Below are 20,486 nucleotides of genomic sequence, written 5' to 3' on the forward strand. Positions count from 1 at the left end.
ACGCGGGGCAGGGTTTACACGCCCGGCAGGTGATTAGTCCTTGGTGACGCGGTTGATCTCGGCCAGGCTGGTCACGCCATTGCGGACCTTCATCAGCGCCGACTGGCGCAGGTCACGCACGCCGGCCCGCTGGGCGGCTTCGGAAATCTGGATGGCGTTGCCGCCTTCCAGCACGATGGTGGCGATTTCCTCGCTCATCGGCATCACCTGATAGATGCCGGTGCGGCCCTTGTAGCCCTCGGTGCACTCGTCGCAGCCGACCGGCTCGTACAGGGTGAAGCCCTTGCTGATCTCCGCCTCGGTGAAGCCTTCGGCGATCAGGGCATGGTGCGGCAGCTCGGCCGGGCGCTTGCAGCGGCTGCACAGCCGGCGTGCCAGGCGCTGGGCGATGACCAGGGTCACCGAGCTGGTGATGTTGTAGGGCGCGATGCCCATGTTCATCAGGCGGGCGATGGTCTGCGGGGCGTCGTTGGTATGCAGGGTCGACAGCACCATATGGCCGGTCTGCGCGGCCTTGATGGCGATTTCGGCGGTTTCCAGATCGCGGATTTCGCCGACCATGATGATGTCCGGATCCTGGCGCAGGAAGCTGCGCAGGGCCGCGGCGAAGGTCATGCCGCGCTTGACGTTCTGTTGCACCTGGTTGACGCCGGGCAGGCGGATTTCCACCGGGTCTTCGACCGTGGAGATATTGCGGATTTCGTCATTGAGGATGCCCAGGGCGGTGTACAGCGACACCGTCTTGCCCGAGCCGGTGGGGCCGGTCACCAGCACCATGCCGTAGGGCTTGGCGATGGCGTCCTCGAACAGCTTCTGCTGGTCCGGCTCGTAACCCAGCTTGTCGATGCCCAGCTTGGCCGCGCTGCCGTCCAGGATACGCAGCACCACCTTCTCGCCGAACAGGGTGGGCAGGGTGCTGACGCGGAAGTCGATCTGCTTGCTCTTGCTCAGGTTGAGCTTGATGCGGCCGTCCTGCGGCACGCGCTTTTCGGCGATGTCCAGCTGCGACATCACCTTCAGGCGCGCGGCAATGCGCTGGCTCAGCTTCACCGGGGCCTTGGCCACCTGCTTCAGGATGCCGTCGATGCGCAGGCGCACGCGGTAGTCGCTTTCGTAGGGTTCGAAGTGGATATCCGAGGCGCCGCGCTTGATCGCGTCAATCAGCACTTTGTTGACGAACTTGACCACCGGCGTGTCGTCGCCCTTGGCGTCGACGCCTGCTTCGCTGGCGGCGTCGTCGTCATTCCCGACTTCCAGGTTTTCCAACCCTTCATCGTCGTCGCCACCAAAAGTACCCGTCAGGCTGCTGGAGGCATTGATCCACTGGTCCAGAGCCCGGCGAAGCGAATCATCGTCGACCAGGATCGGCTCCACCACCAAGTTGGTGTGGAACTTGATTTCGTCCAATGCCTGCAGCTTGTTGGTCGGGTCGGAAACGCCCACAAACAGCTTGTTGCCACGCTTGTAGATCGGGAGGACCTGGTGCTTCTGCAGCAGGTCTTCGCTGACCAGCTTGACCGCGTTGTGGGAAACGTCAAAGGCGTTGACGTCCATCAGGGGCATGCCGAATTCCACTGCGTTGGCCGCCGCCATCTGCGCGGCCGTCACCAGCTTCTTGTCGGTGATCCACTGGGCCAGCGGCACCTTGGCATCGCTGGCCTGGCTCATGCTGGCGCGCGCGGCGGACTCGTCCATCGCCCCGTCCATGACCAGGCGGCGGGCAATGCCGGTGATTCCGACGAGGTTGGGGGCGGCGACAGCATTCATGGGCAAGTCTCGGCAACGGGGCAAAGGGCAGAACGCAAGGACCGGGCCAACTGGCGGGGTCACCGGGATAAGGTAACCCCGAAGCCGCCGGCTCGGCCATGGCTCGATGGTAGAACTTGTGGGGTGCATCGCGGTCCATGCAGCCGTGGCGGTCTCAGCCGGATTGCAAGCCGAGGGACCCCTCCACAGAATCTCATATGCCCGACCTTCTCACGGAACCACAATGAATCGCTGGAAAGCCTCTGCCGTGCATCTGCTGCTTAGCCTGTTGCTGATTGGCGGCATTGCCCTCACGGCTCTGCACACATGGTTTCCCTTCGGCCTATACCGCGTCGCGGCGCCTGATCGCCTCCTCTACGTCATGTGGGGTATCGATCTGGTCGCCGGCCCGCTGCTGACGCTTGTAGTTTACAAGGCGGGTAAACCCAGTTTGCGATTCGATCTGACGGTCATAGCGATTCTGCAGCTAGCCTTCCTATCTTACGGATTGCATACGCTCTGGGTTTCACGGCCAGTGTTTCTGGTAGCCATGCCCATGCGCATGAGCTTGGTGTTCGCAAACGAGATTGAACCGTCTGAACTGGCGAAAGCCAACAAGGAGGAATGGCGGAGGTTGTCCTGGAGTGGCCCCACGCTCGTTGGCGCTTTGGCGCCAAAAAATGACCAAGAACGTCAAGATCTGCTCTTCGCCACCCTTCAATCAGGTGTTGATCTCGACAAGATGCCGTCTCGGTATGTCGAGTTCTCGGAGTCCGCTCCGGCGCTGCTGGCAGTGGCACGTCACGTTGAGTTGGCAGAATCCGAACGAGCCGGGCTAAAGCAACAGGTCAAGGAAGTAGTACTGGTCACTACTCGGGCCAACGGTGTCATGTGGCTCGATGCGAGTTCCGGCATGCCGGTAGCGGCATGGCCGGGTACAAGGCGCAACGTTTCTCGGAGGTGAGCAAATCCAATTGCAAGTCGTCGCTGCGTCCTGCGGCCAAGAGCCATTCCGAGTCACTCGGAAAGCTCCATGCATCGCCAGGCACCTCGGGCAAGCGTAAGTGCAGTCGAATCCACGTCAGCAGGGTCTCCGTCAAAGTACGCAACCATTAGTTTGTGTCGACCATCGGTCACAGCGACGGTCATCAAGCCAGGCTGGCGCCCGAAATGCGTCCACTTCGGTCCTTGCACTGTATCGGGCCAGTGCCGCCAACCAAAGTCGTAGTGGCTGCCATCCGGCAGAGAAACACTGTCGTCGATATGCCGCAACGGCAAGGTCTCAAACAGACGATTGTGCAGTTCCCCAAGGGTAGAAAACCAGCCGCCGGCCGATCCCAGGGGCGATTGAATCATAGTTAGATCTGTCGATGGGATGTGGTCCATGTGCTCGACCAGGATCTTCCCAAGCAGGCAATATCCGGCGTTGCTGTAAGCGACTCGCTCGCCAGGAACGAAATCGAAGCGAGCCCTTAAGATGTAGTCCGCCGCAGCCATGCAGTCCGCTTTAGGTTCGTGCAACCCATCAGAACTCCAGAGTGGATCGCCGCTTATGCTGCGGTCAAAGCCAGCAGCGTGCTGGAGAAGATGTCGAAGGCGGATGTCACGATGTGCGGCATCTACTGAATCGAGCGCGGATAGAGGAAGTAAATCGGCGATCCGACCGTCAAGTGACAGTGCACGCGTGTCGACAAGCTGGCGGATATCGCTGGCTGTGATGGGCTTGCTAAGGCTTGCTGCTGGCAGCTTTCTGTTGAATGCCAAACGAAGCTTGGCCTTGAGGTCCCCCGCCATCGCGGTGGAGTTGCCATTCAAGTCACTGAAAACGGCTTGGCCATGATGCAGTTCCGTCTGCGTACTTAGAAACGTCCTCACACATGTTCCGCGCGGCGAGTCACCCTGCGCACATCCGCTCAGGCATACCCCAAGGAATGCCGCCAAACTGACGATTCTAGGCAATGGCATGGATCAGGACCGCCCTGCCAACCTGTGGCGAAGACTGCCAAGCAAGCCGTGCTTATCGATCCAGGCCGCATATTGGCGGTATGACTCGTCCTGCATCAGATGACGCTCTTCTGTTCTCGCGCGGAGCCAATAGATGATGTTCACACCAATCAGAGCAAGGCTGTTGAAAAGTGCGGTCTTGAGGCCTGCATTCGCAACGAACGGAACTGAGATCAACCACCAAGAAAGATTTTTGCAGAAGTAGGCCGGATGCTTGCAATAGCGGTATGGGCCGGACGTAATGATTCCGCGATTGGTCAAGTTCGAAAAACGCGGTCCGAACATGACGGTCGAAAGCGTGTAAATCGCGGTTAGCAGTAATATGGCGGCTCCCCATACAAGAGCCAAGGCGGGTGATGCGTGCAGCCACGCATCCCACTCGAATCCATCCTTGTACTCAAGCCATGTGCGCAGCACGAGCAAGCTCAAGGGTGGATAGCAGGCGAGGGCGGATAGCCAACCGAGTAACGCCGTATCTACGGATCGTATGTGGGCGCCGATCCGCCGCGACGTGGACATGTAACCGATAGTGGCGAATGCGGTATCGATTGCATACAGCCATGCCATCGCGATGGCGAAGAAAGACGCCCAGCCAATGCTATTCCAATTTTGATCGCTGGCGTCTGCTAACCAGACATATGACCAAGCCAGCATCAAGGGCAAGAAAAAAGCCTTGACGACCCAGCCCAGAAGAATCTGTACGCCGCCAGCGTCTAGCCTTTTTTGGTTCCAGGCTCCGACAATCGATATGCCGAGTTCTTCGATTGGTGATGGAGGGCCGGGCCGACAAAATAGTTGCCAGAGACAAAAGAAGCCAAGGACAGGCGCGGCAGGCAGCGTCCACTCATAGACGCCCACAATCCAGTCCTTCGCCAGGAAATTCTGCATGGTGATGGATGATGCAAACAGAATCGCTACGCCGGCCAACCCAATCAAGCGTTGAAGTCGGAGTTGCTTCAGCGGGACTTGACGCTCATGGTCCCCATGGTCGAATGCGCGGGAATGGCGCCGCAATTCCAGCAACCACATAGGAATTGCCGTTGACACAACGAGCAGTACGATGGCTGGCAATGCAGGCAATCGCCAATGAAGTATTGCCACCCATGCAAGTGTGGCCATGAAAAGGCCCGTAAGGCCTGTTCGAATAGGCACTGACGAGGCAGGCAGAACCGATGCGGAAGACAAAAAAGAGTTGGGGGGCGCAAGGCCCCCCAACTCGGAACGCAATTTTCTCGATGAATCAGCCGCCATTGGCCGGAGCAGCGGCAGCGCCCTGGCAGGAACCCGGACGGAACTGCGGCTCGATGGTGCCATCGCAGGTCCAGCGACCGATAACGCCGTTGCCAGCCTGTGCGTCATCCGGAGTCAGGGTGATGGTGTCGGTATCGACGTCATCAGCAATGCCGGTGGCCGTGGCGGTAACGGCAGTGCCGTTCCAGGTGATGCCCGAAACGTACTGGGTAGCAACCGACTGCGGCTCATACTCAGCCTGGGTCGGCAGACGGTTGTTCGAAGCCACGAACTCCGAGATCGCGGTACGCGAAGCCGAAGCAGCGGTGATGACTTCCGAAACCTTCGCCTTCTTGGTGTAGTCGGAGTAGGCCGGCAGCGCGATGGCGGCCAGGATGGCGATGATGGCGACCACGATCATCAGTTCGATGAGGGTGAAGCCCTGCATGTTCTTCTTCATTACATTCCCCTTTCAGGATTGGCTTGGATAGTTAAGGACACACCGGCCCCGTGTCCCTAACGTGGACCCGTGGGCGCCGTGCAACACGACGCACTGGCATTGGAACAATTGCAGAATGCGTGCCAACTGTCGGAACCACTTTCCTGTTTCCTTTAGCAGGTCACAGAAAAGACCCCAGGTGCCGAAGTCGAGGCGAACTATGGCAGCAAACTCAAAAGTTGGATATCGGGAAAGCGGTCCACAAAGCGTTGTTTCATCACAATCTGGCGAATTCCCGACGCTCGCTGGATTCAACTCGCGAGTGGCCGTCCGCAGCAGCTGACGCACAACGTCACATAGCGACGCAACAGGTCAGATTTCCGGCGGGCAGGCGGCCGTGTGTCGGATTACTGTCGCGCGACGGACCGGAGGAGGCCGGTCGGTCGAAGCGCCTGCGTCGCGAACCTGCGCCGGCTTGGCCGGCCCCTGCCCGGACGCAATCGCGTCCGACCCGGACAAACCGGGTCAGATCCTGACCTATACCTATAAAAGGAGCGGCGGGGCCTGGCCTCCGCCGCTGCCTTCATTCCATGCCCAGCTTCTTGAGCTTGTAGCGCAGGGCGCGGAAGGTGATGCCCAGCTGCGCGGCGGCGCGGGTCTTGTTCCAGCGGTTTTCTTCCAGCGCCTTCTGGATGGCCGCGCGCTCCAGTTGCTCGATGTAGCTGGGCAGCGGACCGCCGGCCGGGTCCAGGTCCACCGGGCTGACGATGGTGCCGGGGCTGGCGCCGGGCTCACCGCCACGGGCGGCGCCGGCCTGGGGCAGGTACAGATCCTCGACCTCGATGCTGTGGCCATCGGCCATGGCCAGGGCGCGTTCCAAAATGTTCTCCAGTTCGCGCACATTGCCCGGGAACGCATAGCGCCGCAGTTCGGTCATGGCATCGGGCGAGACCGACGGCGCATTGCGGCCATGCTGCTCGGCCAGGCGATCCAGGATGGCGCTGATCAACTGCGGCAAATCGCTGGAGCGCTCCCGCAGCGGCGGCACCCGCAGCTCGATGACATTGATGCGGTAGTACAGGTCATGGCGGAAGCGGCCATCGCTGGCCAACTCGCCCAGATCCTTGTGGGTGGCCGAGAGGATGCGCACGTCCACCTGCACTTCCTGCGCGGCGCCGACCGGGCGCACGGCCTTTTCCTGGATCGCGCGCAGCAGCTTGACCTGCATCGGCAGCGGCAGCTCGGCCACTTCGTCCAGGAACAGGGTGCCGCCATGCGCGGCCTGGAACAGGCCGGCCTTGTCGGCATGCGCGCCGGTGAAGCTGCCCTTCTTGTGGCCGAAGAACTCGCTTTCCATCAACTCGGCCGGGATGGCGCCGCAGTTGACCGGCACGAACGGCCCGGCCGCGCGTGCGCCCTGCTCGTGGATGGTGCGCGCCACCAGCTCCTTGCCCACGCCGGATTCGCCGCGGATATACACGGGCGCCTGGCTGCGTGCGACCTTGCCGATGGTGTCGCGCAGGGTGGCCATGGCGGTGGAACTGCCGAGCAGGCGGCTGGCCTGTTCCGGCGGCGGCGGGGTCGGTGCGGCGCGCTCGGCGTTGTTCAATTCCAGCGCGTGCTTGACCAGGCCGCGCAGCACGGTCAGATCCACCGGCTTGCTGACGAAGTCGAAGGCGCCGGCTTTCAGCGCTTCCACCGCCAGCTCGATATTGCCGAAGGCGGTAATCATGGCTACGGGCGTGCGCGGGAAGTTGCGCGAGATTTCGCCGACCAGCTCGATGCCGTTGCCATCGGGCAGGCGCATGTCGGTGAAGCACAGGTCGTAGGTATTGCGCGAGAGTTGCTCGCGGGCCTCACCCAGGTTGGCCGCGGTGTCGATGCGCAGGCCCATGCGGCCCAGCGTCAGTACCAGCAGCTCACGGATGTCGCGTTCGTCATCGACGATAAGGGCGCTACGGTTTTCGCTCATGAATCCCCCTATTGCCCCTGTCCATTCAGTTTAGCGGCAAGGCGCGAGAGGCCGCTAGTCTGGCAAACCATCCATGAAAAATCCGCAGGCGCGGGTCAAGCGGGCAACAGCGCATGCGGGCCGGGCAGGGTGATGCGGAAACAGCTGCCGCCACCGGGCACGGCCACGTATTCCAGCGTGGCCTGGTTGGCACGGCACAGCTCGCGGGCAATATACAGGCCCAGTCCGGTGCCATGCTCCGAGGTGGTGAAGAACGGGCGGAACAACTGCGAGGCCACCGCTTCGGGAATGCCGGGGCCGCGATCCATCACGTCGATCATCGGCCGGCTCTCGGCCTGGAACACCCGCACCCGCACCCGCGCGGGCTCGCCGGGCAGGCGGCCGTAGTTCATCGCGTTCTGGATGAGCACGGTGACCACCTGCTGCAGGTGGCGCAGATCCACCAGCGCCGGCACCGGCTTGTTGCCGATCACCGACTCCAGCGTGTCGGTCTCGATCGACAGCGACTGCTGGTACTCGTCGATGAAGCGGCGCACGAAGGTGTTGAGATCCACGTGCTCGGGGTTGGCGCGTTCGCGCCGCGCCAGGCCGAGCACGCTTTCGACGATGCCGTTGGTGCGCTGGCATTGCTGGTGGATGATCTGCAGCAGCCGCTTGTCGCCATCGATGATGTGCGGGGATTCTTCCAGCAACTGCACCGCGTAGTTGATGGCGGCCAGCGGATTGCGGATTTCATGCGCCAGGCTGGCCGAGAAGCGGCCCAGAGCGGCCAGGGTCAGCGACTCGGCGCGGCGCGACACCACCGTGGCGTCGTCCAAAAAGATCAGCGAGGTCTCGCTGTCGGCCAGCAGGCGGGCAAAGCGCGGCTGCATCTCCGGCTGGTCGGGCGAGAGCTGCATGGGCGTGTCATCGGCCTGCCAGCCATTGCGCCAGCGCTGCAGGCGTCGCGCCAGTTCGGGTGCGGCATGGGTCAACAGCACGCCGCCGTCATCGCGGCCTTCGCTGCCATCGCCCAGCAGCAGGCTGGCTGCTTCGTTGGCCAGCTTGATGTGGTTCTCGGCATCCACCACCAGCACGCCGGTGCGCATGCGGCGGATGATCAGCTCGTTGATCTCCACCAGGTTGGCCACTTCGGCGCCGCGCTTGTCGGCCAGCGCCTCGCTGTGGCGCGCGCGCTGGCTGATCTGGTGGGCCAGGTAGCCCACCGCCAGGTAGCTGATGCAGAACATGATCAGCTCGGCCACCGAGCGGTCGTTGCCGTTGTGGCGCACCGAGGTCCAGATGAACTCGAAAGTCAGCGCGCCCACCGCCATCAGGGTGGCGGCCATCGCCCAGCGCGCGGTGGGCAGCAGCAGTGCGGCCGAGGCCACGTTGAACAGCAGCATCATCGCCACGCCGGCGGTGGCCGCGGGCATCGCATGGGTAATCAGGGCGCCGGCCAGCACGTCCACGGCCAGGCTGACGAAGACGGTGGCGGTCAGTACGCGCGGGTTGCGCGCCACCAGCAGCAGGATGACCGAGGCCAGCAGGTAGCCGACGGTGACCGCGATGCCCAGCTGGGGATGGCGCTGCTGGCCCAGCAGGTCCGACAGCGGGCTGAACAGCAGCCCTGCCAGGATGGCTGCCTCCAGCGTCCGGTACAGGGCGAAGAAGTACAGCTCGCGGCGTGGCGCGGATTCGATGCGACCCAGGATCGAATGGCGTTGCAGCAAGCGCGAACTCCCCCTGTAGCGGTGCAACCAGTATAGGCACGGCCGGCCCCGGAGGCCCGGTTTTGCGCCGCCCGCCCCGGTGGGCGACAATAGGGGGCTGGCCGAGGGCCTTGGGCAACCTATTGCCCATCCAACGCAATTTGGCAGTCCGCCCGGCCGTGCTTGTTTGTTCCCTACCCACGGTGACGCATGAATTTTCACGAATACCAGGCAAAACAACTGTTTGCCGACTATGGCATTGCAGTCCCGGCCGGGCGCGTCGCGCGCACGCCGGAAGAAGCGGTGGAAGCCGCCAAGTCCATCCCGGGCGATCTCTGGGTGGTCAAGGCCCAGATTCACGCCGGTGGCCGCGGCAAGGCGGGCGGTGTGAAGCTGGCCCGGAGCCTGGACGAGGTCAAGCAGTACGCCGCCGCCATGCTGGGCACGCGTATGGCCACCTACCAGTCGGCCGGCGTGGCCCTGCCGATTGACGCGGTGCTGATTTCCGAAGGCACGGACATCGCCAAGGAACTGTACCTGTCGGTGCTGATCGATCGCGGCACCCGCGCGATCACCTTCATCACCTCGCCGGAAGGCGGCGTGGACATCGAAAAGGTTGCCGAGGAAACCCCGGAACTGATCTACCAGCTCGACGTGGACTTCGTTGAAGGTCTGCAGCCGTACCAGTGCCGCGACATCGGCTTCAAGCTGGGTCTGAACGCCAAGCAGGTCAACCAGCTGAGCAAGATCATGCTGGGCCTGTACAAGCTGTTCAACGAAAAGGATCTGGCGCTGGTCGAACTCAACCCGCTGGCCATCCTCACCAACGGCGACCTGGCCGTGCTGGACGGCAAGATCAACTCCGACGACAACGCCAACTTCCGCCATCCGGCGCTGGTTGCCATGCGCGACAAGGCGCAGGAAGACGAGACCGAAGTGCTGGCCTCGGAGATGGACATCAACTACGTCACCATGGACGGCAACATCGGTTGCATGGTCAACGGCGCAGGCCTGGCCATGGCCACCATGGACGTCATCAAGCTCAATGGCGGCGAGCCGGCGAACTTCCTGGACGTGGGCGGCGGCGCCAACAAGCAGCGCGTGATTGAAGCCTTCAAGCTGATCCTGTCGAGCGACAAGGTCAAGGCGATTTTCGTCAACATCTTCGGCGGCATCGTCCGCTGCGACATGATTGCCGAAGGCATCATCGAAGCGGTCAAGGAAGTGGGCGTGCAGGTGCCGGTCATCGTGCGTCTGGAAGGCACCAACGTGGAAGAAGGCAAGAAGCTGCTGAAAGAAAGCGGCATGGCCATCATCCCCGCCGACGACATCAACGACGGCGCCAAGAAGGCCGTTGCTGCGGTCGCCGCCTGAGTCCACACGAGCCTAGGAACTATCCATGTCTGTTTTGATCAACAAGAACACCAAGGTCATCGTGCAGGGCTTTACCGGCCAGCAGGGCACCTTCCACGCCACCCAGATGATTGAGTACGGCACCCAGGTCGTGGGCGGCGTGACCCCGGGCAAGGGCGGCACGACGCACATCGAACTGCCGGTGTTCAACACCGTGGCCGATGCGGTCAAGGCCACCGGCGCCGACGCCTCGGTCATCTACGTGCCGCCGCCGTTCGCGGCCGACGCGATCCTGGAAGCGGCCGCGGCCGGCATCAAGGTCATCGTGTGCATCACCGAAGGCATCCCGGTGCTGGACATGCTGCGCGTCAAGAACGTGCTGAAGTCGCATCCGGACACCGTGCTGATCGGTCCCAACTGCCCCGGCATCATCACCCCGGGCGAGTGCAAGATCGGCATCATGCCGGGCCACATCCACAAGCCGGGCAAGATCGGCATCGTCTCGCGTTCGGGCACGCTGACCTATGAAGCGGTCAAGCAGACCACCGACGTGGGCCTGGGCCAGAGCACCTGCATCGGCATCGGCGGCGACCCGATCAACGGTTTGAACTTCGTCGACTGCCTGAAGCTGTTCAACGAAGACCCGCAGACCGAAGGCATCATCATGGTCGGCGAAATCGGCGGCGACGCCGAGGAAGCCGGCGCCGAGTACATCAAGGCGCACGTGAAGAAGCCGGTGGTGGGTTTCATCGCCGGTGCCTCGGCTCCCAAGGGCAAGCGCATGGGCCACGCCGGTGCAATCGCCTCGGGCGGCAAGGGCACGGCCGAAGGCAAGTTCGCGGCGATGGAAGCCGCTGGCGTCACCACCGTCCGTTCGCCGGGCGACCTGGGTGCGGCCATTGCGGCACGCTTGAAGTAAGCCTCCGCGCAAGCGGGTGTGTGGAAGAAGCCGCCTTCGGGCGGCTTTTTCTTTTGGGGGGAGGGGAGGGCTGGCAGTGGCCGGGCGTGAGGCGTGTGACCACGCCGCTTCTGGAATAATGCGCTTCTGTAGCAAGTACACGGCAGAATGACTCCATGACCGCACCGCTGCGCATCGCCCTGGCCCAGTTCGACTTTCCGGTGGGTGACGTCGCCCGCAATGCCGAGCGCATCACCGAGTACATCGCGCAGGCGCGCGATGAGTACGGCGCCGATGTGGTGTTGTTCCCGGAACTGGCCATCAGCGGCTATCCGCCGGAAGACCTGCTGCTGCGGCCGCGCTTCCTGGCCGATTGCGAGAGCGCGCTGCGGCAGATTGCCGCCACCACGACCGGCATCACCGCCGTGGTCGGTTGGCCGGAGACCGCCGGCAGCGTGGTCTACAACGCGGCCAGCGTGCTGCGCGATGGCCATGTCGAACAGACTTACCGCAAGCGCGAGTTGCCCAACTACGCGGTGTTCGACGAGCGCCGCTATTTCGACGTCGACCCTAATGGCGAGACCTGCGTGTTCCAGGTCAAGGACGTCACCCTGGGGCTGATCATCTGCGAAGACCTGTGGTTCCCCGAGCCGCTGGCCGACACCGCGCGGGCCGGCGCCAGCGTGGTGCTGATTCCCAACGCCTCGCCTTACGACCGCGACAAGCACGCCCAGCGCGATGCCTTGCTTGCCGAACGTTGCCGCGATACCGGCCAGGCGCTGGCCTACTTGAACGTGGTGGGCGGGCAGGATGCGCTGGTGTTCGACGGTTCTTCCGTCGTGGCCGATGGCGATGGCACGGTGCATCCGGCCGCCGCTGCGTTCACCGATCAGTGGCTGGTGGTGGACTACGACGACGCCACCCGCAAGTTTCGCCCGGTGCAGTGGGTCGATGACGGTGATGAAAGCCGCGAGGCGCTGGCCTGGCGCGCCATCGTGCGCGGCTTGCGTGATTACTGCGGCAAGAACGGTTTCCAGAAGGTCTGGCTGGGCCTGTCCGGTGGCATCGACTCGGCGTTGGTGCTGGCGATGGCGGTGGATGCGCTGGGTGCGGACCACGTCACCGCCGTGCGCCTGCCTTCGCGCTACACCGCCGGCCTGTCCAATGACCTGGCCGCCGAGCAATGCCGCGCGCTGGGGGTAAAGCTGGAAGCCATCTCCATCGAAGCGCCGTTCAAGGGTTTCCTGGAAGCTCTGGCGCCGATGTTCGGCGACCTGCCGGTGGACGTGACCGAAGAGAACCTGCAGTCGCGCAGCCGCGGCGTGATCCTGATGGCGCTGGCCAACAAGTTCCATGGCCTGCTGCTGACCACCGGCAACAAGAGCGAGTACGCGGTGGGCTACGCCACCATCTACGGCGACATGTGCGGCGGCTACGCGCCCATCAAGGATCTGTACAAGACCGAGGTGTTTGATCTGGCGCGTTGGCGCAATACCGTGGGCGGCGCGCCGGTGATTCCGCCGGAGGTGATCAATCGCCCGCCGTCGGCGGAGCTGCGCGAGAACCAGAAGGATCAGGACTCGCTGCCGCCGTACGACGTGCTGGATGCCATCCTGTTCCGTTACGTGGATCAGGAACAGTCACGCGACGAGATTGTCGCCGCCGGCTTTGATGCCAACGTGGTGGATCGCATGTTGCGGCTGGTGCGCATCAGCGAGTGGAAGCGCCACCAGGCCGCGCCGGGGCCAAAGATTTCGCGCCGTGCGTTCGGGCGTGAGCGGCGCTATCCGATTACCAACAAGTATTCGAGTTGAGAGAAAGCCCGGCAACGCCGGGCTTTCTTTTGGCTGGCCTCATGCGGCCAGCGGGTCTTGCGGTTCCTTCAGTGCTTGCGCCAGCTGGGTGCTGAGCAGGTTCAGGCAGCCGCTCCATTGCTCGGGCGCGATGATGGGATCGTCATTGCGCGAGAGGGTGAGCAGGTGGAGCAGATGCAGGGTTTCCTGCACGGTCCAGAGTTGGTCGCGGGCGTCGTCGGAGAACGGCGCTGTGGTGGGAGGGGCCGGCGGGGCCGGAGGCGAAGGCGGTGCGGGGGGCGGGTTGAAGGCGCCTTCGGTAGCCGGGCGGAGGAGGGTGCTTGTAGGATTGAGGCTAGCCATGATCGGTACTCCACTTACTGGTTTTGGTTAGCGGGCCGGCTGAGTGACTGCTCAGACGGTCCGCGCTTTTGACTCGCAGCTGGGGAATGGGGCGGGGCGCTGCGGGACGGGGATGCCCTGTAGCAAAACCTAGAACCTGTAGCGACGGATTGCACCTATATCGCGAAAGAAATTTTGTCGGTGAAGTGCGCGCGTGGGTGTCGGAAATGACTGACAAGGAAGCGAAACGGACTTCGCACACAAGAGGGGGAGCACGATGGAATCAGCGATGCACATGATCCTGGGCTTGCCAAAGTCTCAACTTCTCTTTGGCGCCCTGTTCTTGCTGACAACCGCGGTTGGACCCAACCTGGTCTTCCGCAGCCATAAGCGACGCACGGGCAAGCAAGGTTCGCTGTTCGAGGACGTCGTCCCGTACCTGGCCAAGTTCAATGCGAAAGAGTGGCTCTGGATGGGTGTCGTTGCCCTGCTGTCCTTCGCATTCCTGGTCCTCGCGATGCATGCATCGTGACTATGGGGAGTTCTTACTTCTGAGCGCTCTGCGATCACGGCAATGGCGTGCACACTGTACAAAGTCAGCAAGGAACGCGGTGTGGGATCAAGGTGGCGGTCGTAGATTCGTGCTCTGACCCGCGTTTTCCTTTCTCGCCTAAATTGAACTACGAACGTCCAAAGGAAGAATGAAGTGATCCTTGTGCTCGTTGTTGCTACGTTCGCTCTTAATACTGCTTACTTGGCAAGTTTTCGCTCACTGATGACGAAATTGGAGGACGGAGCGGGGGCCTACTGGGAAAGTATCGGGAGGCCGAACAGTTTTTCCGGGAATCATGTCTCGGCAGTCTTGTCGAACCTTTATCGCAAGAAGATGGCTTTGGCTTGCGAACAGGCAGGGATATCAGGATTGCTTGGTGCGATAAGAGTTCTGCTTCCCGCAACATTTCTTGTTACTGGGTATACCTTGTTCTGCCTTTCCGAGTTACTTAATGGCTTGCAAAGCTGAGCAAGAAATCTGGGGCCGAGAAAAATGCCCGCTCACCGAGCGGGCTTTGTCGTTGCGGCGCAAGACTCATCGCCACCATGAGGGGTTAGGAAAGGGCTTCGGCCGCGTGCCTAGCTGTGCATGCATTTTCCGACCCGCTTCGAGGGCCGGCCCAATCTAGGCGTTGGTCGATCAAGGAACACCGCGAATCGGACCCAGAAACTTGCTGCTCGCGAAAGCGGCACAACTGCAGAATGTAGCCAACGCAGCGGGTGACGTCGGGTCGGCAACACCAGCCGACTTTCGAGCAAAAAAAAGAGCCTTGCGGCTCTTTTTTTTTGGGGAGTCGGCGAACTTACTTCCGCTCACTCATCCCACTCGCCGGCGACTTCTCGCCCGCAAACGGATTCAGGCGGCGAATCTGCCAGGGGTACTTCGGCCAGTCGCCGGTCAGCCACGGGTGCTGCGGGTCGTTGAGCTGCAGCACGCGGCGGGCGTCGTCGGCCAGGGCCTGGTTGCCCAGCTTGGTGTAGGCCTCGCCCAGCACAGCGACGGCGTCGTACTGGTACTCGCTCTGCGGGTAGGTTTCCAGCAGGTAGCGGGCGCGGGTGGCGGCGGAGACGTAGGCGTCGCGGCGCATGTAGTACAGCGCGGTGTCCAGCTCATGGCGGGCGAACTGGTTGCGCAGAAAGATCATTCGCTGGCGCGCGTCGGCGGCGTAGCGGCTGTTGGGGTAGCGCTCGGCCACGATGCTCAGATCGTTGTAGCCCTGCATCGGCGTGGACAGATCGCGGCGGCTGGCGTCCAGCTTCCACACGCGCTGCAGGAACACCGCATCGCGGGTCGAGTTGGCCAGGCCGCGCAGGTAGTACATGTACGGCACGTTGCGGTGGGTCGGGTAGGTGCGCAGGAACTTGTCGATTGAGGAGACCGCATCGTCCAGCTTGCCGGCCTTGTACTGGGCGTAGGCCGATTCCATCAGCGCCTGCTCGGTGTAGGGGCCGTACGGGTACTGGGCGATCAGGCTGCGGTACTGGGTCTGCGCGCGGTCCCAGTTGGCCGTCTTCATCGACTGGTGGCCGGTCTCGTACATCGTCTCGACCGGCTGCACCACCGGCGCGTCCTTCTTGAACCACTTGCAGCCCGTACCGGTCGCGGTAACGGCCAGGACCAGCGCCAGCACCAGGAAACGGGCCACGGAGGAAGAGCGGGGGGTTACGTGCGGCTTCGCGGTGGACGGGCTCGAAGCGGGCAGGGTCATGCGCTGGGTCATGGGCTGGCGGCGGGGCCGCGGCAGGGAAACGAGCCATGGATGATAGCCTAGGCAGTGCCCCAGCCATGAATATTCGGCCAACATTCCCGGAAACCCCGGGCTTGGCCGCACCGACCCCGTATGACCGATACCCCCTCATCCGACGCCCCGCGCACCGCGCGCGTGCCTGAATCCGCCGCCGGCCGCCGTTTCGACGCGGTCCTGGCCGACCTGTTCCCGGAGTACTCCCGCTCGCGCCTGGCCGAGTGGATCAAGTCCGGCGACGCGCAACTGGACGGCCAGACCGTCAAGCCGCGTGATGCCGTGCGCGGCGGCGAAACCGCCAGCCTGAGCGTGGTGCTGGACACCCAGACCCACGCCGAGCCGGAAGACATCCCGCTGGACGTGCTGTACGAGGATGCCGACGTGTTCGTGCTCAACAAGCCGGCCGGCCTGGTGGTGCACCCGGGCGCCGGCAATCCGCGCGGCACCCTGGTCAACGCCCTGCTGTTCCGCGACCCGTCGCTCAACGTGCTGCCGCGCGCCGGTATCGTCCATCGCCTGGACAAGGACACCTCCGGGGTCATGGTGGTGGCGCGCAACGTGGTGGCGCAGACCGCGCTGGTGGAACAGCTGTCCTCGCGCGAAGTGCATCGCCAGTACCTGGCGATCGTGGTCGGCGCGATGGTCTCGGGTGGCACCGCCAATGCGGCCATCGACCGCCATCCGCGCGACCGCCTGAAGATGGCCGTGCGCGAAGACGGCCGCGACGCCGTCACCCATTACCGCCTGCGCGAGCGCTTCCGCGCGCACACCGCGCTGGAGTGCCGCCTGGAAACCGGCCGCACCCACCAGATCCGCGTGCACATGGCGCACATCAAGTACCCGATCATCGGCGACCCGCTGTACGGCGGTCCGCTCAAGCTGCCCAAGGGCGCCAGCGAGGAACTGATTGCCGCGCTGCGTGGCTTCAAGCGCCAGGCGCTGCATGCCGAAACGCTGGAGTTCCGCCATCCGGTCAGCGGCGACGCCATCCGCGTCAGCGCGCCGGTGCCACAGGACATGCAGGATCTGATGGCCGCCCTGCGCGCGGATAGTCAGGCGCACAAGGCGTGAGCGAAGGGGCGATCCTGCGCGCCGACTGGCCCGCGCCTGCCGGCGTGCATGCCTTCACCACCCTGCGTCATGGCGCGGGGCGGTCGCAGCCGCCGTTCGATCACTTCAACCTGGGTACCCGCTACGGCGACTACCGCGATGACCCGGCGGTGGTGGAAGCCAATCGCATCGAACTGATTGAACGCTTTGGCCTGCCTGCTGCGCCGCAATGGCTGCGCCAGGTGCATGGCACCGATGTCGCGGTGGTGGAGCGCGTCGACGGCGAAGAACCGGTGGCCGATGCCGCGGTGACCCGCCAGGCCGGCGTGGCGCTGGCCATCCTCACCGCTGATTGCCTGCCGGTGGTGTTTGCCAGCGACGACGGCCAGGTCATCGGCGCGGCGCATGCGGGCTGGCGTGGGCTGGTCGGTGGCGTGCTGGAGAACACCATCGCCGCGATGGCGGTGCCGGGTTCATCGATCATTGCCTGGCTGGGGCCGGCGGCGGGGCCAGCTTCGTATGAAATCGGCGCGGAAGTGCACGATGCGTTCGTGGGTCACGATGCCGGCGCGGCCTCGGCGTTCATCGCGACGCGACCGGCTCATTGGCGCGTGGATTTGTATGCGCTGGCGCGGCGGCGATTGCATGCAGCGGGCGTGACCCGCGTCAGTGGCGGTGGCCGCGACACGATTGCCGAGGCCGATCAGTTTTTCTCGCATCGACGGGATGCGCAGACCGGGCGGATGGCGACGATCATCTGGAAGGTCGCCTGAGACTAGCCCCCTCCCCCGCGAGCGGGGGAGGGCTGGGGTGGGGGCGAACGAAGACCAGACTTCGACGCACCTGGTTGTCGTCGTCGGAGCCGACAGATCCGCTTGGAAGGTGTAACGCACCCGCGTGTAGTGAGCGAAGGACAGATTGATCGCATGCCCAGTTGATGCGCTTCGGTGCGAAGGTTGCAGGCGTTGAGGTTGGGACTTCGGTGGCCCCCACCCCAACCCTCCCCCGCACGCGGGGGAGGGAGCAAAATGTCAGAAGCTGTAACGAACCCGCGTGTAGTAGTACGCACCATTGCTGCCAATCGGCGACAACACGTCATACGGCAGGTTGCCGAAGTAGTAGATGTCCTGGTTCGACAGATCCGGGTACTCGTCGGTCAGGTTCAAGCCACCCAGCGCCAGACTCCAGCGTTCGCTGAAGCGATACTCCACTTCCGCATCCAGCTGCCACTCGGCGCCGTAGGTCTGCTCCGGCTCGAAGCCGCCGCCAAAATTGAACACCCGCTTGGCGCTGCCATGCCGGCTCACGCGGCCGAGCAGCGACCAGTTGTCATTGCCCCAGTTGGCGCTGAACACCGCGCGTGTGCGCGGCGCGGCATCGGTCAGCGTGTTGCTCTCTTCCACGCCAAACAGCACGTAGGACGGGTCGATATCCAGCAGCGCCTGCGGGGTGGCGGTGACGTTCTTCAGCTCGGTCTTGGCGTAGCTCCAGGTGCCGGTCAGCAGCAGCTGGCCATTGCCCAGGCCCTGGCGCCAATTGGCGACCAGCTCGCCGCCTTCGGTGCGGGTGTCGGCGGCGTTGATGAAGAAGCCGGCGCTCTGCACGCCCGGCACGCCGAAATTGTCCAGCACGAACTCGGTGAGCGCATCGCCGGTGATGCGTTCGGTAATCGCGATGCGATCGTCGATATCGATGCGGAACACGTCGAACGACAGGTCAAAGTGCTCGCCTATGCGGCTGGTGAAACCCAGGCTCAGGTTGATCGACTTTTCCGGATCCAGATCGGTGGCGCCCAGCGCGCGGGCAATCGGATTATTGACCGAGAGCAGGCGCCCCTGGGTCAGTTGGCCGGAGGCGTCGTAGCCGGTGGAGGTGGATTCGAAACCAATCTGGCTCAACGAAGGCGCGCGGAAGTTGTTGGAGACCGAACCACGCAACGCGAAGGCCGGCGCAAATTCGTAGCGCGCGGCCAGCTTGCCAGTCAGTTCGCCGCCAAAGTCGCTGTAGTGCTCGTAGCGCGCGGAGATATCGGTGTAGAACTTCTCGCCGAAGCGGCTGCTCAGGCTGGCGTAGACACTGGCCACGTCGCGATCCAGATCCGCGGTGTCCTGCGGGGTCAGGCCGCCGCCGGCCTGCGAGCCGGTCGGGCGATCAATGAAGGGTCCGGTGGCATAGGAGGCGGGATCGCCGGCGCCGGTCTGGTAGTCCTCGCGGCGGAATTCCACGCCGGTGGCAAAGGTGTGATCGCCAAACACGCGGCTGATGTCGAAATTGAACAAGGCCTGCTGGAATTCGTAATCGCCGACGCGGAACTGGGTCGGGCTGCTCGGGCCCAGCGAGGCATTGAGTGAATTGCGCAGGCGGTAGGTGAAGTCGTTGCGGCCGTAGTTGAGGCTGCCGTCGTAATCCCACTCACCCCACTGGCCGCGCACACCGGCGACCAGCGCAGTGTCCTGGTTCTCGCCCAGCGAGACCGGGCGATAGCCGTTCGGATAGATTTCGCGCCAGGTCGACACGCTGTCCGGATAGCGGAAGTAGTTGGCGCCCTGGGTCTTGCTCTGGTGGAAGGTGCCGAAGGCGTACAGGCTGGCGCTGTCGCTGATCGGCAGCTCGCTGTTGAACCAGCCGTTGATGTCCTTGGAATCGCCGTCGCCGAGGTAATAGTTGCGCTTGCCGGCCAGCGCCAGGTTGTCCGGGGTCTGCTCTTCGAAGAAGGGAATCTGATCGAAGCCGGCGCGGTTGGTGCCGTTGCGCTCCTTGTACTCCACGCCCACGCGCAGGAAGCCGCCATCGCCCAGTGCGGTGCCGACCTTGCCGCTGAAGAAGCCGGTCTGGCCATCGGTGATCGTCTGTCCAATCGGCTCCACGTCGGTGTGGTGCAGGCCGTAGCTCACTTCCACTGCGCCGCCTTCCGGAGCGTCTTCGAGGATCACGTTGATCACGCCGGCCAGCGCATCTGAACCGTACTGCGCGCCGGCGCCGTCACGCAGCACTTCGATGCGCTTGATCGCGCTGACCGGGATGGCGTTGAAGTCGACCGGGGTGTTGCCCTTGCCGATCTTGCTGTCGGTGTTGACCAGCGCGCTGGTGTGGCGGCGCTTGCCATTGACCAGCACCAGCACCTGGTTGGGGCTGAGGCCGCGCAGCTGGGCGGCGCGGATGTGGTCGGCGCCGCCGGAGTTGGACTGGCGCGGGAAATTGAACGAGGGCAGCAGCGCCTGCAGCGCGCTGCCCAGTTCGCCGTTGAGCACGCCGGCCTTGCGGATGTCCTCGGCGGTCAGCACGTCCACCGGCACGGTCGATTCCAGCACCGTGCGATCGCGGGCCACGGTGCCGGTGACCAGCACGGTGTCGAGGTTGGTGGGGTTGGCGGCGGGGCTGCTGTCCTGGGCATGAGCGGGCAGGGCCAGGGCGGCGGCGATGGCGACGGCGAGCGGCGCCGCGTAGGTGCGGGGCATGGGGGGCTCCAGTGGGGGTCGGGGTCCGGAAAGTGGCGCGGCCAGTCAGGCCAGGCCAGCCGGCAGTCTATTGCCAACCATCCATCCGGATATAGAGATATATTAGCCGCCGACCGGACCCAGCAGCGCCGCCCGGCATATGGCGCTGGTCCATCTGCTTATGACCAGCGGTTATTTCGGCGCCACGCCGGTGGTGGCCGACAGTGGTCGCCT

Annotated in this window: 16 protein-coding genes; 7 read left to right on the forward strand and 9 right to left on the reverse strand. The window is 63.7% G+C overall.

Features of this window, described 5'->3' with window-relative positions:
* Positions 1-33: 33 nt before the first annotated feature.
* The gene (gene pilB, locus B5X78_RS12350; RefSeq protein ID WP_079724834.1) at positions 34-1,767 is read right to left on the reverse strand and encodes a type IV-A pilus assembly ATPase PilB; all 1,734 of its coding nucleotides are present in this window, start codon (positions 1,765-1,767) and stop codon (positions 34-36) included.
* Positions 1,768-1,990: 223 nt separating this feature from the next.
* Here pilB and B5X78_RS12355 point away from each other — a divergent pair, with 223 nt between their 5' ends.
* Positions 1,991-2,710 (forward strand): hypothetical protein, encoded by a 720-nt coding sequence (locus B5X78_RS12355; RefSeq protein ID WP_079724835.1) that lies wholly within the window; start codon positions 1,991-1,993, stop codon positions 2,708-2,710.
* A 53-nt stretch (positions 2,711-2,763) separates the two neighbouring features.
* On the opposite strand, the gene B5X78_RS12360 is transcribed toward B5X78_RS12355, so the two are convergent.
* From B5X78_RS12360 to B5X78_RS12380, 5 genes are all read right to left on the reverse strand, one after another.
* The gene (locus tag B5X78_RS12360; RefSeq protein WP_176140853.1) at positions 2,764-3,621 is read right to left on the reverse strand and encodes a serine hydrolase domain-containing protein; all 858 of its coding nucleotides are present in this window, start codon (positions 3,619-3,621) and stop codon (positions 2,764-2,766) included.
* Positions 3,622-3,714: 93 nt separating this feature from the next.
* Entirely contained in the window at positions 3,715-4,869 is a 1,155-nt protein-coding gene (locus tag B5X78_RS12365; protein ID WP_188444674.1) for a methyltransferase family protein, read from the reverse strand.
* Positions 4,870-4,990: 121 nt separating this feature from the next.
* Positions 4,991-5,440, reverse strand: coding sequence for a pilin (locus tag B5X78_RS12370; protein WP_079724838.1), 450 nt, complete (start codon positions 5,438-5,440; stop codon positions 4,991-4,993).
* A gap of 562 nt (positions 5,441-6,002) precedes the next feature.
* Positions 6,003-7,391, reverse strand: coding sequence for a sigma-54-dependent transcriptional regulator (locus B5X78_RS12375; RefSeq protein WP_079724839.1), 1,389 nt, complete (start codon positions 7,389-7,391; stop codon positions 6,003-6,005).
* Positions 7,392-7,486: 95 nt separating this feature from the next.
* On the reverse strand, positions 7,487-9,103 hold the full coding sequence (locus B5X78_RS12380; protein WP_079724840.1) for a sensor histidine kinase: 1,617 nt from the start codon (positions 9,101-9,103) through the stop codon (positions 7,487-7,489).
* Positions 9,104-9,292: 189 nt separating this feature from the next.
* Between B5X78_RS12380 and sucC the strand changes: the two genes are divergently transcribed.
* From sucC to B5X78_RS12395, 3 genes are all read left to right on the forward strand, one after another.
* Complete coding sequence (gene sucC / locus B5X78_RS12385; protein ID WP_079724841.1) at positions 9,293-10,456, forward strand: ADP-forming succinate--CoA ligase subunit beta; 1,164 nt, start codon at positions 9,293-9,295, stop codon at positions 10,454-10,456.
* Positions 10,457-10,481: 25 nt separating this feature from the next.
* Entirely contained in the window at positions 10,482-11,354 is an 873-nt protein-coding gene (gene sucD, locus B5X78_RS12390; RefSeq protein WP_079724842.1) for a succinate--CoA ligase subunit alpha, read from the forward strand.
* A gap of 155 nt (positions 11,355-11,509) precedes the next feature.
* Complete coding sequence (locus tag B5X78_RS12395) at positions 11,510-13,147, forward strand: NAD+ synthase (RefSeq protein WP_079724843.1); 1,638 nt, start codon at positions 11,510-11,512, stop codon at positions 13,145-13,147.
* Between the two features lie 39 nt (positions 13,148-13,186).
* On the opposite strand, the gene B5X78_RS18465 is transcribed toward B5X78_RS12395, so the two are convergent.
* Positions 13,187-13,489: a hypothetical protein gene (locus B5X78_RS18465; protein WP_139381550.1), complete on the reverse strand. Its 303-nt coding sequence runs from the start codon at positions 13,487-13,489 to the stop codon at positions 13,187-13,189.
* 268 nt (positions 13,490-13,757) lie between these two features.
* On the opposite strand from B5X78_RS18465, the gene B5X78_RS12400 reads away from it, so the two are divergent.
* On the forward strand, positions 13,758-14,000 hold the full coding sequence (locus B5X78_RS12400) for a hypothetical protein (RefSeq protein ID WP_079724844.1): 243 nt from the start codon (positions 13,758-13,760) through the stop codon (positions 13,998-14,000).
* Between the two features lie 823 nt (positions 14,001-14,823).
* Here B5X78_RS12400 and B5X78_RS12405 read toward each other — a convergent pair.
* Complete coding sequence (locus B5X78_RS12405) at positions 14,824-15,729, reverse strand: outer membrane protein assembly factor BamD (protein ID WP_079726166.1); 906 nt, start codon at positions 15,727-15,729, stop codon at positions 14,824-14,826.
* Positions 15,730-15,861: 132 nt separating this feature from the next.
* Between B5X78_RS12405 and rluD the strand changes: the two genes are divergently transcribed.
* Together rluD and pgeF are read left to right on the forward strand one after the other, a co-directional pair.
* Positions 15,862-16,836 (forward strand): 23S rRNA pseudouridine(1911/1915/1917) synthase RluD, encoded by a 975-nt coding sequence (gene rluD / locus B5X78_RS12410; RefSeq protein WP_079724845.1) that lies wholly within the window; start codon positions 15,862-15,864, stop codon positions 16,834-16,836.
* Entirely contained in the window at positions 16,833-17,588 is a 756-nt protein-coding gene (gene pgeF / locus B5X78_RS12415; RefSeq protein WP_079724846.1) for a peptidoglycan editing factor PgeF, read from the forward strand. Before rluD ends, pgeF begins: the two co-directional genes overlap by 4 nt.
* 258 nt (positions 17,589-17,846) lie before the next feature.
* On the opposite strand, the gene B5X78_RS12420 is transcribed toward pgeF, so the two are convergent.
* Complete coding sequence (locus B5X78_RS12420; RefSeq protein WP_079724847.1) at positions 17,847-20,273, reverse strand: TonB-dependent receptor plug domain-containing protein; 2,427 nt, start codon at positions 20,271-20,273, stop codon at positions 17,847-17,849.
* Positions 20,274-20,486: the final 213 nt, after the last annotated feature.

This window comes from Pseudoxanthomonas indica (genome assembly GCF_900167565.1).
Lineage (GTDB): Bacteria > Pseudomonadota > Gammaproteobacteria > Xanthomonadales > Xanthomonadaceae > Pseudoxanthomonas_A > Pseudoxanthomonas_A indica.

Bases quoted from the DNA above. Each gene is read 5' to 3' on its own strand.
- pilB (WP_079724834.1), bottom strand. From the start codon at position 1,767: ATGAATGCTGTCGCCGCCCCCAACCTCGTCGGAATCACCGGCATTGCC.
- B5X78_RS12355 (WP_079724835.1), top strand. From the start codon at position 1,991: ATGAATCGCTGGAAAGCCTCTGCCGTGCATCTGCTGCTTAGCCTGTTG.
- B5X78_RS12365 (WP_188444674.1), bottom strand. From the start codon at position 4,869: ATGGCCACACTTGCATGGGTGGCAATACTTCATTGGCGATTGCCTGCA.
- B5X78_RS12370 (WP_079724838.1), bottom strand. From the start codon at position 5,440: ATGAAGAAGAACATGCAGGGCTTCACCCTCATCGAACTGATGATCGTG.
- B5X78_RS12375 (WP_079724839.1), bottom strand. From the start codon at position 7,391: ATGAGCGAAAACCGTAGCGCCCTTATCGTCGATGACGAACGCGACATC.
- sucC (WP_079724841.1), top strand. From the start codon at position 9,293: ATGAATTTTCACGAATACCAGGCAAAACAACTGTTTGCCGACTATGGC.
- sucD (WP_079724842.1), top strand. From the start codon at position 10,482: ATGTCTGTTTTGATCAACAAGAACACCAAGGTCATCGTGCAGGGCTTT.
- B5X78_RS12395 (WP_079724843.1), top strand. From the start codon at position 11,510: ATGACCGCACCGCTGCGCATCGCCCTGGCCCAGTTCGACTTTCCGGTG.
- B5X78_RS18465 (WP_139381550.1), bottom strand. From the start codon at position 13,489: ATGGCTAGCCTCAATCCTACAAGCACCCTCCTCCGCCCGGCTACCGAA.
- B5X78_RS12400 (WP_079724844.1), top strand. From the start codon at position 13,758: ATGCACATGATCCTGGGCTTGCCAAAGTCTCAACTTCTCTTTGGCGCC.
- B5X78_RS12405 (WP_079726166.1), bottom strand. From the start codon at position 15,729: ATGACCCTGCCCGCTTCGAGCCCGTCCACCGCGAAGCCGCACGTAACC.
- rluD (WP_079724845.1), top strand. From the start codon at position 15,862: ATGACCGATACCCCCTCATCCGACGCCCCGCGCACCGCGCGCGTGCCT.
- B5X78_RS12420 (WP_079724847.1), bottom strand. From the start codon at position 20,273: ATGCCCCGCACCTACGCGGCGCCGCTCGCCGTCGCCATCGCCGCCGCC.